A 12,993-nucleotide genomic window follows, 5' to 3' on the forward strand; every position below is an offset into this window, starting at 1 on the left:
TTACCCGAAAAAATTATTGGAAAAGATCAGGATACAAGGCTTTAGCAATTGATTCTAATCCGTCCACTATTCTAGGCCCAGTGCGTGACACCATATCACTATCTAACTCAAACACGCGTTTATTCTTAACAGCCTCCACGTTTTGCCAGCCTTGACGAGCGATAATGTTTACAACAGCGTCTTTTCGATAGTAACCATAGGTTGTGAAAATAACTTGGGGATCCTTGGCCACCACTTGTTCACTATTGTACTGTCCCCACCCTTGGACATCCGCCGCAATATTGTTCCCCCCTGCTTTGGTTAGTAATTCATTGAGAAAAGTTCCTTCTCCAGGTGTGTACAGGTTTTCATCCACCTCTGTCCAGACTTTTAGGCGCTCAGAGTCCTTGATTGTTTTAATTTTTTCAACAATGACTTGTTCTTTTTCCTTCATGCCAGAAACGATCTGGTGTGCTTTTTCTTGAGTGTCGGTTAGTTTCCCAAACATTTCAATGGTCTGGTAAGTTTCTGCGAGGGTTTGAGGGTTAATCGTGACGACGGGAATCTTCAGATTGCGGATTGCTTCTATATCCTTTTGATCATTGCCCATTAAACCCATAACGATAAGGTCAGGCTCTAATTCTAAAATCTGTTCGGAATTCGGACGTATGCTGTCCTCAAAGACATATTCCACCTCTTTCTGAACGTCCACAGGATAATTATCCCATTTTGTGACACTGACTACGGTGTCTCCTGATCCCAAAGCAAAGAGGGTTTCCGTGGCAGAAGGAACCAGAGAAATAATACGTTTCGGTTGTGCGGCAAGGGTCACACTGCCTCCCGAATCATCGTTGATAGTTAGAGGATACGTTGTTAGTGTGGTTGGAGTCTCGCCGGCGGGCATATTTGCTTTTGGTGTTGTACTTCCACAACCAGTGAGGAAGAGGGGGAAGCAAAGGATTAGAGCCATTAATGTGAGACTCTCTTTCTTTGACATAAGTTAACTTCCTTCCTTTTGATCATAAGAAAAAAACATAAAAACCCTTCATAAAATGAAGGGTGGATTAAAATGATTACTGCCACCCATTCATCGTGAGTAAAGCATATGAGCAATCAGGTCTCCTGGCTTAGGTTCCTCGTTTAGTGCCTCCTTCCCAAGTTTCCTCAGTGGCTATGGCACAAACTCCCCCTTACAGTGGCGGGACCGCGCCGGATTTGAACCGGCTTCCCTGCTGGGATTTTTCAACTCAGAAAAATCCCTTGCTCATTCATTAATTTAAAATCAAACTATCACATAAGCAATCTATAGTCAAATTAGCGACCAACAAGGGTTTCCCCCTTTTGTTCTAAGCTTGATCCCATCGTAGACTCCCACAGAAGTCTCGATGTTCAACTTCAGTTGAACGAGTTCACTGACTTCTTCTAGATTGGCAAGATAAATATTGAATCAACTAGTCTTTCTCCCCCCTGCCTGACATAGTCATATCAGGGATGGGGGTGGGCAAGTGTATTCCAATGTCTACCAATTATTTGTTTTAACCTTTATAATTCATCTAATAGATACCTTTGCTTACTCTGTACGGCTTAATGCTGTTAAAAGCAGGCAATTCGCCTTATCGACGACACTTTTTAACTTATTCTATTTAATCTCGCTTACCGCGCATACATTGCAAGCTCCTTTGATTGGAGGTTTGATGGATAGTGCCATTAGTCAAAGTGTTAACCCTCTTCCCTCCCTACGCAATATCATTTGGGTCGCGACAGTAGGAACCTTCTTCGGCATAGTATTAACTCCGACCTTTTTGCACGTCTTTTCCCGAGCTGTAAAAAGTCTTGAACAGTCAGGATCTGTACCATCTGTTGTCATGGACGCTTTAAAATTTCGCAACATCCATAAATTTAAGGAGACTATCACTTTGCCTTCCAAAAAGATGGTCAAGGGACTGCCGTTTAAGAGAATACCTAGCGAATTGATAGCTCTTAATGCTCTCGTAACTGGAGTCTACACAATCGGTGTGATGTCAGCCTATTATGCCGCTTTACTTGTTGATGCTCAGCATCGCCTAGGGGCTTCAGCTTCGGCAGGAATCATTAACGCTGCCGCAAATATTATTTTTATGCTCTTTATTGACCCCAAATCTTCTATCATTACTGATCAGGCGCTAAAAGGGAATCGTCCCTATGAAGATGTCAAAGCCCTTGTCGTTATGTTGATGAGCGCAAAGCTAATAGGAACTGCACTGGGACAATGGCTACTTATCCCAGTGGCTCATGTCATCGTAAATATTAATAAGTGACAATTGAATATAATACAAGGTAATCCTTATCAACTTTTTTACGAATGTTTTGATATATTTCAAAATGCAGACGGAGGCGATTTTGAAGACTTCCCCCATTGATCCTGTCTTCGGTTTGGGAAAGGTGAGAGAAATTGACTTAAAAGGTAAGCATGGCACCGTGAATAATTGATGGGGCTAAAGGAAAGACATTGTTCGTCCTTAAATACTTAGCTTCTCTACTTTTTAGAAAATGTCTCAATAACGGCTACAGGCTCAAAATCTGTAAGCTTGCAGACCTCTTTGAAATAGACCAGCAGGATGAACACATCCCGCGGCTCCTCAAATTCATCCACATGCTCAATGTTGATTTGTTTCCCTGCGAAGAATGCCTTCAGATCCAGGTCCTTGTTCTCTTCCTGACCAATCAGGGCGCTGTATTCATCTACCAGCTTCTGCAATTTGTCTTGATTTTCATCATTGACCTCCATATCCGGAAAGCGGCAATTGCTGGAATTTTCCCCGAAACAAATCATCTCTTTGAGGGTTGATTCCCCTTCCGCTGCAGCCTCTTCTTCAGGTCTTAACATAATATATTTCTTCGACATCCTACTATCCTTTCCGGAAGCTGAGCCTCCAAGATCTGAAATATCCTCCATATCCCATATGCATTCGCGGCAATCTCGGCAGTTTCCTCCTATTTTTATCGATTCCGGGAAAATCCGCCCAAATAAAAAACTCTATTCGGAGATAAGCTTCACTGGGTGAGGCCGCGGCTCCTTTACCGGAATGACGGCCCGTTTTAACCCGGGATATTCATCCAATTCTCTTAAGTGATAGGAATTAATTCCGCCGATTTTTGATAATGAGACTGATGGAGAAAAACGCCATAGCGGTTATTCCTTTGCAAATGCTCCGCTAAGTTTTCCCGCTGCAGCTTGATGATATCACTGTAATCCCCGTAGTGAGTGAGTATTTGTTCCGCCAGCCCCTCAATTGGTTTTCCCGAACTGGGCATGACACAAAACTCTTGAATCGAAGAGCCAAAGAAAGCCCCATCTTGTGCCTGTTCATAGCTTTCCAAAGTATAGCTCCCGTCAGCGCCTTCTCGATAGGTGATGGCCGCCGGAACAATCCCTCCTCCTCCTTCCGAAAGAACATTGTCATACAAGCGAAAACTTTGAGCAAAGGTTGTCACAAAAACCTTGAGTTGGCCGTCTTCCCGATAGCTGGCAAAGATATGGGGGGCCACAACGCAAAATCCGCCTTCTCGTCCCTTATGCTTTTGAACTTCCGTCTGATAGACGAGTCGGGCAACGGGGTCATTCCCTTGATAAGCGAAGTCGGGCAAGCTGACTTCCCGGCGAATCTGAAGCCGGCTGTACCATTCCTGAGGAGATAAAGATTCATCGCTGACATTATTTCTCACCCCCAACAATTCCTTACCAAGCCTCATCAGGATTTGCCCCCGCAATCCCTCGGCATTTCCTGCTTCAAACTGAGCTAAAACATAGGGCAGGGCATTCTCGCCCCCATATTTGATGATACTCTCATAAGCCATATCGTGAGCTTTGATATAATCATCCGGATTGGAGGACTGCCCGGGGGAGGACATGATGGTCTGCAAATTGTCTTCGATAAGCTCAGCGATTTCCTGGGCTTCTGACGTAGACTCTTTGGGAGATTCTTGACGACTGCCCAAGGGCTTATAGGCAAAAGTTAAGGCTCCCTTATAGGATTCTTCCGTAATCTCCCTGATAAACACATAAGGCCTCTCACAATAGTACTTGCCGTCTTTTTCGTAGAGATAATAGGGGTCCCTGCCTATCTCAATAACCCGGTAATCCTTTTCGTCCGGGATGTCCTGAACACTCTGCCGGTTGGTTTTCTTTCCTTCCAGCAGGGCCTGGACAACCACTTCCGGTATAAAGTAGCTGTGGGAACCCCACAGGCTATAGACCTGCTCATATTGCTGGGTAGGGATGGTATAACCGCGAAAATCCCCGTCACCGGCAAGCATCGCCAGTCCTTTTTCCGAATCATAAAAATTCAGCCGATACCCCTCAGGGCCATTGTCAATATAGACTGTTAATGTCGGGCTCAGCTCATAGGGAGAGCTGACCTGCTTTTCCATCCAGCCAACCGAGGCACCGGCCAGCCATTCTCCAAACTCTTCCCCCGTTATAAGGGAGGCCCCCCGGCCGTGAACTCTGATGATGAGCTGGTCCCGGGCCGCCGAAAGCTTGGCTACATTGTTAGGATTTAAATTTGCCAATGCGGATTGAGAGCTTTCGGGATTGGAGATTAAGCCCAGGGAAAGGATTAATATCCCTGCCGCCCCGGCGAGGATTCCCCAAAAAGTAGGTTGCTTATAATTCAGGACATTTTTGATCCGGCTTTTGGCGCTGCTTTCGCCAAAGGCCAAGGGGCTGCCAACCATCATCCTGTGACTGAGAGCCAGGGTTAAAAGAGAGCGGCTGTAATCCTGCTTGATTCCCTGGCCCATTTCCTTAAGAACCTGCTCGTCACAGGACATTTCCATATCTTTGGTCATCAGGATAAAACTCAGCCAGACCAGGGGATTAAACCAGTGAAGGCAGAGCAAAAAATAGGCCAAGGGTTTAATCAGATAATCATAACGCCGGATATGTATTTCCTCATGCTTAAGGATATAACTTTTTTCCCCTTCGGAAAAACCCGGCGGCAAATAGATCTTAGGCATAAGAAAGCCTAACACAAACGGAGACCGGATGGAGTGACACTCCCAAATATTATCTCTGACAAGTATCGCCTGGCTGACTTTTCCTTTCAGCAGTCCATAGGAAATCAGGCTATAGGCCAATAAGCTAAGAAAGCCCAACACCCAGACCAGGGAAGCCATAAAAATAATAATCTGCAGGGGGTTGGCACTGGCCATGGGGGTTGCCGAAGGCAGAGAGGAAGTAACGGCTTGGCTGACATAATTGACCCCTAAGTCGACTTGAGGTTGTGCCATCATCCCCAGGCCGGCAGGAATATGTTCCATCGTATCCTTTTTCATAAAGCTAAAAAAACTCAAGGCAAAGGAGAAAGAAACCGGACTGATTAAGCGAAACAGTACCACTCCCCACAAGCAATAGGAGAAAATTTTGGAGGTTTTCCTTAAGAATAACCGGGCCAGCAAAACAAAGAGGATGGCATAGCCGGCGGTAATGCTCATGTTTAAAACAGCCAGGAATGCATCCTGCAGGAATTGTTCCATAGCCTAATCCTCCTTGTAGCTGTCAATAAGCTTCTTAAGCTGCTCAGCCTCTTGCCGGCTTAATTTTTTATCATTCATGAATGCTGTGATAAAGCCGGGCAAAGAGCCGCCAAAGGTGCGGTTAATAAACTGTTCGCTTTCAAACTTCTGTACTTGTGCCTGGGGGACAAGGGCTGTGACCAGGGCATTTTCGTTTTTTAGAATCCCCCGCTCACAGAGTTTTTTCAGGACAGTATAGGTGGTGGACTTTTTCCAGCCCAGCTGTTGTTCACAGAGAGTCACCAGTTCGCCGGAGCCAAGGGGTTCATTTTCCCAAACGATGGCACCAAAACGATATTCACTTTCACAGAGTTTAAGCCGGTTCAGAGTTAACGCCTCCTTTAGATCTATAGTTATAGACTTTTTCTTTAGTCTTTAGTCTATAACTATAGACCCCATTTGTCAATGAGAAGGCTTGAGCAAACTGAATCCCCGGAAGGAGAAGGGCCTGGCAGCAGGTCAAATTCGTCAGCGCCGGAAGTAAATCCCCCAAAGCGCACCGGCTTGTTTGGCTGCACAAAATGCTTATAATCTCTTAGATTAGGTTTATATCAGCTCTACCGTAACATCTTCGCGTCTTTTTTCATGAAACACCATGCGCCACTCCACATCGTCCACCGGCTCAAAGTGCAGTGAAGAGCAGGCAACATGGAGCTTGCCTTGGCCGCTGCCGCCGAAAATGATGGCAGTCGAACCATCTGATCCGCCAATGATGGCGACGCAAATGCTGCCCGATGCCTGGGGCTCATTGGGATTGGTGCGCTTCTGCCGAGGTTGGTCGGAAGGAAGGCAATCAGTGACGGTGAATGCACCATCAGACAGATCCGGCGCGAGGGTATAGCTCATCACAGTATAGTGCATCGGGAACTCCTGATTTTGGCTGCCAAAATGCTCACGAGACATTTCCTTCCGCTCATATTCCTGCACGGTCAGCGTATGCTGTGCGCCGGTGGTCGGGTGTGTAAACCCGATGCTCTCACCGGGTGCCGGTACATGGAAGTGCGGTCCCGACATAGCGACAGGCTCCTGCATCAGGGTTACGCTTAGCGTCGTGATCTGCGGTTTGCGTTTTTTCATCCAAGGAAAAGCAGAGCGCCAGATTACCCAGCCATAGGCAGGATCAAGGGCATAATGCTGTGTCACGCTCTTGGCCTCAAGGCCGTTGCCCTCTGGGAAGCAAGGATTCCATGACAAGCCGCAGCCATGAGCGCCTGAAAGAACAGTTCCGTTCAACACAACTTTCGGATTTATATTGATGGCCAGGGGATTTTCTGCGTGGATCTGCATCTGCTGTTCATCGGTAAAGTCGGTGGTTCTATCGTTCTCAATAGAGAGATTCCACTTGTCCATAAAGGTACGGATGCGCTCAGCCGGAACCTGTAGGCAAAAGTCCACGACCAAGCCTTTAGTGCAGGTGTAAATCGCTGGGATATGCCAGACTTCATCCTCCCAGGCAAACTGCCTAGCGAGAGAAATTTCCTTGCCGGCTCGTTCACGTCCATGATACCCCCAAAAGTTGCCGTCAAAGTAAACCTTCCATTGGGGTATCTTCGGCTCGACAGGAACCCACTCATAGTAATCTTGCGTATATTTGAGGCGACTGTAATCAAACTCGGCCTGCAGCTCTTTGATATAAGCAAAGGGCTGCTCCCTAGGCGCGAGCAACATCTTCTCCCGAATGGCATCCAGCACAGCCTGCTGTTCACCGGTGAGAGGATTGTGCTGCAGGAAGGCGTCAAACTGCGCCTGATCCCAACAGTATACCTGCTCCAGTGCCGCAGCATCGCCGCAAGCCAGCAGGAGCCCCAGGAAGTCCCTAAAATCTCTCGCCACCGGATGCACATAGTTTCCCGGTGTATTCATCGGGCTGACGGCAAACACCATCTCGCCAAACCCACCCACGAAGCAATAGTGGATACCATCCACACCGGCCCAGCCGATCACTTTCGCACCCTTGGGCGTGCAGAAGTAGTTGCTTTCGCTCTCGCTACGCTCTAAGCCAAGGCGGGAGCCGTCAATATTCAGTTTTAGATATCTTTCATAAGTGGTTGCCATCATAACCTCGCATTCTATGTATTCGCTGACTAATCAGGATTTATCGCGATGTAGGACAAAATAACTACAAGACATTTTTACAACAATTCTCCCACGGAAGCGTGGCTATGCATCTTGATTAAGGGGTTTGCAATTTCTAGAATTACTCTCACCTAGAATTCAATAATTTGCCTAAATATTCCTTCTTTCATCTCCTATAGTATCCATATTTTTTTGCTCAGGCAAAAATCCCAGGTGGTTTCACTTATGGTATCTATGATAAAGACTACCGACATATGGATCAGTGGTCCTATTTTGTTATTTCTTTCGTGCTCTAATCACTAAAAAATTAGGTTTATGTGAGTCTTTTGCAGAGGAAGGATCTCTTTCAAGAATTTCCGTTGTAGGAACGGGCTCCAGCATTTTTTCAATAGTAAAGCCAGCATCGATTATTTGGTAAATCCCACGGATGTAGAGAAGCCCTATCCTCGCGAGAAATCGAGATATAAAGTTTGTTATTTGAAGTTGACCGTTATGAACAATCGTATTATAATTTAAGTGAACGAACGTACACTCAGAAAGAGGTATTGAAATGCCTATCCCAAAATCAAGTCAAAACAAAGAACGTCGGCAAAAATTTTTGGAATGTGCTATTGATCTATTTATTGATAAAGGATATTTTAATACTTCTGTCCGCGAAATAATTGTTAAATCAGGTTTTGGAACTGGTACCTTTTATAATTACTTTATTGATAAGGAGGATATTTTAAAAACGCTTCTGGAGGAGTTCGCGGATCAAATTATTTCAGGCCATAGCACCTATTACACAACCGAAAAAGATTTGTACAAAAGATTTGTAGAAACAAAACGTGTGACCATGGAAATCTTCGCCCAGAACGAGAAACTGTCAGAAATATATAGTCGAGTAGCTGGAACAAGCGAAGCCATTGACAAATGCCTTAAGCAGTTTGAGGATAAATTAATTGGGTTTTATATTAGGAATATTGAGTATGGCATTAATAAGGGTGCTTTTAATAACGTTTCGGTCCCTCCGGTCGCCCACGCCATACTGGCAGTAGAAAAATTCCTGTTGTACAAATGGATAGTATTAAAGGATATAACTAACGAAGAAATGGTAGAAATGGTTATATCTTTCCACGAAACCCTGGCTAAAGGTTTAGTCAACAATAAGTAGTTATTCTGAAAGGGCTTTTGTTATCAGGGTTTCAACAACGGCCCTTTTTGTTTAACGAGGAAGTGAACGTCCGTACGTTCGCTATTTAACCTACCTGAAAAGAGAGGGATTATATAATGAGGTTGACTCCAGCAGGTGAACTGACAAGGCGGATTACCGCATTGCAAAAACTGTTGCAGCAAAAAGGCGTTGACGGTGCGTTAATCGTGGATAGCACGGATATGTTTTATTTTGCGGGCACGGCTCATCGTGCCCACCTGTTTAGTCCTGCAGAGGGCAAGCCCTGTTGATTGAGTATGGATATAACAACATAACTACACTCTATTTTCCCGAGTCAAGGACTCTTTAAAAGAAATAAAAATAATGCGCCATACTTTGCTTTATTTCTTCATGTTTAATTGCTATGAAACACTATACTAATTTTGCTCCCAGCCGAATCTATCGCTAACGGGTATCTTGTAATGGCAAATGGAGGTAATCCTATGTTTAAATCAGGAGTTGGCTTCTATTACAATGTTAACAATTGTGAGCGTACTTTAGAATTCTATGCCGAGAAGCTTGGCTTTAAGGTGCTACTTATAGATGAGTACAAGGGACAGGCAATGGTGACCACAAACACCGAGGATTACTATATCGGGTTCGCTGAAACTCATTCAATTGTCCCTTCTTCAACGTGCATTACTTTCGAAGTAGAGAACATCGAGCAAGTAGTTCATACACTACGACAAAAGGATGTCGAGTTCCAAGGTGATATTTTTGAGATTCCCGGCGTGGTCAAACTGGCCACGTTCAGCGACCCCGACGGATATAAACTGATGCTTTCGGAGAGAATCGGGTGATAAGTTAACAAAAGCAAAGGCTAAGACTTCCATTCCCATTTCTTCTCGTCAACATATAGTAGTAAATTTTTTAATTTATGAATACCATTGTCTCCAGCAATATTTTCATGACGACCAGCGGCACCCTCACAGGTCTACGGGACGTTAAGGTCATCGGAACTGTTACCGATGATCTATTCGACCCGCCTCAGGCTTAAGCACCGGCCCAACACTGACCTAACCTCAGCAACAAGCAAACTGCCGGCCAAGTCTGGCTTGGCCGGCAATTCCGGGCTTCAAAAAAAGGAATTGGGTCAGGCTTCGCGGAATCTTACGCCTGCGGCATAAAAGGATACTCCGGAAAAATCCACAGTATAATTAATGGCTCAACCTCACTGCCCAACGAAAAAAATACGCTAGAAAATAACAGCCTACCGATAGAATCACGATAGAAGCACCGGTTCTCCGTGATTATGGGAAAGCTAATATTTAAGCCGCTCATTTCATTGTTCCCGTTATAGCTTTAATCATTGTCTGCAGGTTTGTTATATAATCTGCCGATAGAGGATCGAGCATCTCTTTCCTCCCACCAATTTCTTCGACGAAGGCTTGGGGCTGCTTGCTGTCAATTTCGGCCTGGGAAAAGATAACCTTGATGTTTTCTGCTTTAGCAAGATCAGGGAAAATTGATACTTTAATGGCATCTATTTGTACCAACTATTAATGACGTTGATGCTCTGGTCACTTGGATAATAGTTTTTAAACTCATCGTTTTTTCCAATTGCGAAAACTGATAAACCCAAATTCCAACTCTCTTTCTCGAATACTTCTTTGTATGCTTGGAATCCATTTGCTTGTTCTTGCTCATTAAGTATGGTTGAGGGCTCTGGATTCCAAGGATGAACCATCGCTTTATTCCGTTTTGGAAAACCTAGCTCGCCAAAAAAAATTGGTTTATTCCATTGGGTCGATAATTTCTTCAGCTCTTCATAAATATTCTGGTGTCTACTGAAAATTTTTGTACTGTAAATCGAACTTACTAGATTCTCCACAGTATTTGTGTCTTGATCAGTGAGTTCAAAGTATGCTGCAACTGAAATAAAATCAACTTTTTCAAGAACTGGGTTATTTAGTTTCGCTGTATATGTGTCGTGTAGACCGTTCTTTTCGGTGTCCCATGCTGCGGTGTACCACCAATTTGTCTTATATGTTATACGCCCCTGGTAGTTTGTTCGAACAAAATTTGCAACATCATTCCAAAGAGCATATTCCTTTTCAAACTTGTCAAAATTAGACCCTATACAAAGAGCATAAACTTTGTAAGGTTTGGCTATATCCTGAATAAGCGGCTTGAGCACTCCCTCTTTCCAATTCCTGAACCATTCATCTTTATCATAAGGATTTAATTGCGTTTCATAAAGTTCCCCGTTTTTAATGTAGGGGTAGGGCTCTAATATCACATTGATTCCCTGATACCTAAGCTTTTTGATTAGCTGATTAGCTTTCTTTTTACTTTCCGTGTTTATTGTTGCTGAATTTGCCGTTAATGATGAAATATCAATTCGAACCGGTACATTGACAGTGTTTAAGCCAAGAGCCTCAATGTCTATCAAAGCCTGTTCCAATGAGTAATCCACTGAAAGATTACCGGATTTAATTTTTTCACCCCAAGGAGTGATAATTCTATTTTTCTCATATTGCTTACCAATATAAACTACATCGATCAGAACTTGTTTTACGAGAATTGCAGAAATTATCAACAATACTAAGGCTATGTATTTTAGCTTATGACTTTTCAAATGAATCGAAAGCACTTTGAACATTCCAAATCCTCCAAAGTTCATTATCCGATACCGGACTAGGCAAATGTCTCAATAACTGCTACAGGCTCAAAATCCGTAAGCTTGCAGACCTCTTTGAAATAGACCAGCAGGATGAAATACATCCCGCGTCTCCTCAAATTCATCCACATGCTCAATGTTGATTTGTTCACATTGGGTATACTGTCTTCCTTGCCTAAGATCGCAACACGCCTGGGAGAAATCCCCCAAAGCTCACCGGCTTGTTTTGCCGCACAAAATGAGAATGATACGACATAAATTTAAAAATTTGTAAGCCCTAATCATCTAATGAATACCCATATAATATTGAACCATTATATACAAGGGTAAAGCCATCTGTAATAGCACCATAATTTCAATATTAATTCCGAAATAAATTTTTGAATTAGGGCCAAGCCCTCTCTGCCCTACATCTATTAAAGTTTTATTATTATCATATATATTGAATGAATTTGACAAATTATAGCTTGTTGCAGTACCATCTTCATTCAAGATATAATTATATAAAAATTCTCCACTATCATAATTAATGAATTGGTTAGCATCAAAATTGAAATAAATATCATTTCCACGATGCATAATATTCTCTAATAAAATTTCAACATTACCTACTTTTGCTATCTCTTTATTCAATTCTATTACTTCATTTTTGTTCTTCGGAATCCAAGTTGGTTCTATAGATGCTGTAAAATTAACTGGTTTCTGAACTTCGTAAATTTTATAACCATCGTAATTCAGAACATTATTATATATTCCCTCTTTACTTAGATTATTTTTATAAAATAATGTAGATATTAAAATGATGACAAAAAAACCCGTACACAAAAGAGTTTTATAAATTAAACTCTTATTCTTTAACATTAAACCAACTCCCTTCTTTTACTCAAACAAAACCTCCAATTCCAACATATACTATTTTTCCTACGCAATATCTTACTACTGCGAAGGAATACTCTAAATTCTTTTCGTCCGCGCCTAGGATGGCGCGTCCTTTGCACGATATGTCGTAGAACGTCCCGGCAGTTCCGAAGCGTCATACTACATTCATAATATCCAAGTGTCGCAAAGCCCTCTGTTATATGCCATAGTCCGGCTTCGAAGGCTAATCAAAGATTATATCCAACTTTCCTATTTTCATTATTTGAAAACAAAATAAGATTTGGACCATTCATTGTTCCCGTTCCATTATTGCCATTCTTCCATGGAATAGTTGTATATGATAAAATTGTTTGTCTTTGACCAGGGTATAGAATAAAAGTCCCAGGATCTTCTGAATTCTCTACTCTTGTCAAGGACCATGGGGATATGCCAGACCCCAATAATATCTTATCACCGATTGAAAATCCTGCCTTGGGAAAGCACCTGAGTTTTAATTCCGAAAAACCCAGGGATTATTGTTAAGATATAGCCCTACTAATTAAGTTGAGCTGCAACTTTCCGCCGGTAAATACTGCCTCATAGCTGGGAAAAACCGCTCCTGTATTTCCAAACCAGGATACTCCGGTTATTTTCGCCTTATCCTCATCATATTCCTTTATTTCTACCCACAACAAGGACCCCCCCAAGGTTC

Annotated in this window: 14 protein-coding genes, 1 pseudogene and 1 riboswitch; of the genes and pseudogenes, 5 read left to right on the forward strand and 10 right to left on the reverse strand. The window is 43.2% G+C overall.

Features of this window, described 5'->3' with window-relative positions:
* Positions 1-13: 13 nt before the first annotated feature.
* On the reverse strand, positions 14-976 hold the full coding sequence (locus LJE72_RS16130; RefSeq protein WP_229248813.1) for an ABC transporter substrate-binding protein: 963 nt from the start codon (positions 974-976) through the stop codon (positions 14-16).
* A gap of 98 nt (positions 977-1,074) precedes the next feature.
* Positions 1,075-1,258, reverse strand: a riboswitch (cobalamin riboswitch).
* A 226-nt stretch (positions 1,259-1,484) separates the two neighbouring features.
* Here LJE72_RS16130 and LJE72_RS16135 point away from each other — a divergent pair.
* Complete coding sequence (locus LJE72_RS16135) at positions 1,485-2,276, forward strand: lipid II flippase Amj family protein (protein ID WP_229248815.1); 792 nt, start codon at positions 1,485-1,487, stop codon at positions 2,274-2,276.
* 218 nt (positions 2,277-2,494) lie between these two features.
* On the opposite strand, the gene LJE72_RS16140 is transcribed toward LJE72_RS16135, so the two are convergent.
* From LJE72_RS16140 to LJE72_RS16155, 4 genes are all read right to left on the reverse strand, one after another.
* Positions 2,495-2,863 carry a hypothetical protein gene (locus tag LJE72_RS16140; protein ID WP_229248817.1) on the reverse strand — a complete coding sequence of 123 codons (369 nt, stop codon included), beginning with the start codon at positions 2,861-2,863 and terminating at the stop codon, positions 2,495-2,497.
* A 221-nt stretch (positions 2,864-3,084) separates the two neighbouring features.
* Positions 3,085-5,496 (reverse strand): DUF5301 domain-containing protein, encoded by a 2,412-nt coding sequence (locus LJE72_RS16145; RefSeq protein WP_229248819.1) that lies wholly within the window; start codon positions 5,494-5,496, stop codon positions 3,085-3,087.
* Between the two features lie 3 nt (positions 5,497-5,499).
* Positions 5,500-5,862, reverse strand: coding sequence for a BlaI/MecI/CopY family transcriptional regulator (locus LJE72_RS16150; RefSeq protein ID WP_229248884.1), 363 nt, complete (start codon positions 5,860-5,862; stop codon positions 5,500-5,502).
* A 219-nt stretch (positions 5,863-6,081) separates the two neighbouring features.
* On the reverse strand, positions 6,082-7,590 hold the full coding sequence (locus LJE72_RS16155; RefSeq protein ID WP_229248885.1) for a hypothetical protein: 1,509 nt from the start codon (positions 7,588-7,590) through the stop codon (positions 6,082-6,084).
* A gap of 571 nt (positions 7,591-8,161) precedes the next feature.
* Here LJE72_RS16155 and LJE72_RS16160 point away from each other — a divergent pair.
* From LJE72_RS16160 to LJE72_RS16175, 4 genes and pseudogenes are all read left to right on the forward strand, one after another.
* Positions 8,162-8,764 (forward strand): TetR/AcrR family transcriptional regulator, encoded by a 603-nt coding sequence (locus LJE72_RS16160; RefSeq protein ID WP_229248821.1) that lies wholly within the window; start codon positions 8,162-8,164, stop codon positions 8,762-8,764.
* A gap of 116 nt (positions 8,765-8,880) precedes the next feature.
* Positions 8,881-9,054, forward strand: coding sequence for an aminopeptidase P family N-terminal domain-containing protein (locus tag LJE72_RS16165; RefSeq protein WP_229248823.1), 174 nt, complete (start codon positions 8,881-8,883; stop codon positions 9,052-9,054).
* 192 nt (positions 9,055-9,246) lie between these two features.
* Positions 9,247-9,603: a VOC family protein gene (locus LJE72_RS16170; RefSeq protein ID WP_229248825.1), complete on the forward strand. Its 357-nt coding sequence runs from the start codon at positions 9,247-9,249 to the stop codon at positions 9,601-9,603.
* A gap of 77 nt (positions 9,604-9,680) precedes the next feature.
* Positions 9,681-9,800: pseudogene (locus LJE72_RS16175) on the forward strand (DUF2922 family protein); the annotation flags it as partial.
* Between the two features lie 280 nt (positions 9,801-10,080).
* On the opposite strand, the gene LJE72_RS16180 reads toward LJE72_RS16175, so the two are convergent.
* From LJE72_RS16180 to LJE72_RS16195, 5 genes are all read right to left on the reverse strand, one after another.
* On the reverse strand, positions 10,081-10,299 hold the full coding sequence (locus tag LJE72_RS16180; RefSeq protein WP_229248827.1) for a TroA family protein: 219 nt from the start codon (positions 10,297-10,299) through the stop codon (positions 10,081-10,083).
* On the reverse strand, positions 10,287-11,405 hold the full coding sequence (locus tag LJE72_RS16185; RefSeq protein ID WP_229248829.1) for a glycoside hydrolase family 113: 1,119 nt from the start codon (positions 11,403-11,405) through the stop codon (positions 10,287-10,289). The genes LJE72_RS16180 and LJE72_RS16185 overlap by 13 nt, the downstream gene beginning before the upstream one ends.
* 35 nt (positions 11,406-11,440) lie before the next feature.
* Positions 11,441-11,575: a hypothetical protein gene (locus tag LJE72_RS26305; protein WP_282437916.1), complete on the reverse strand. Its 135-nt coding sequence runs from the start codon at positions 11,573-11,575 to the stop codon at positions 11,441-11,443.
* A 133-nt stretch (positions 11,576-11,708) separates the two neighbouring features.
* Positions 11,709-12,284: a hypothetical protein gene (locus LJE72_RS16190; RefSeq protein WP_229248831.1), complete on the reverse strand. Its 576-nt coding sequence runs from the start codon at positions 12,282-12,284 to the stop codon at positions 11,709-11,711.
* 536 nt (positions 12,285-12,820) lie between these two features.
* Entirely contained in the window at positions 12,821-12,973 is a 153-nt protein-coding gene (locus LJE72_RS16195) for a hypothetical protein (protein ID WP_229248832.1), read from the reverse strand.
* Positions 12,974-12,993 lie beyond the last annotated feature (20 nt).

It is taken from the genome of Desulfosporosinus shakirovi, assembly GCF_020595055.1.
Taxonomy (GTDB): domain Bacteria; phylum Bacillota; class Desulfitobacteriia; order Desulfitobacteriales; family Desulfitobacteriaceae; genus Desulfosporosinus; species Desulfosporosinus shakirovi.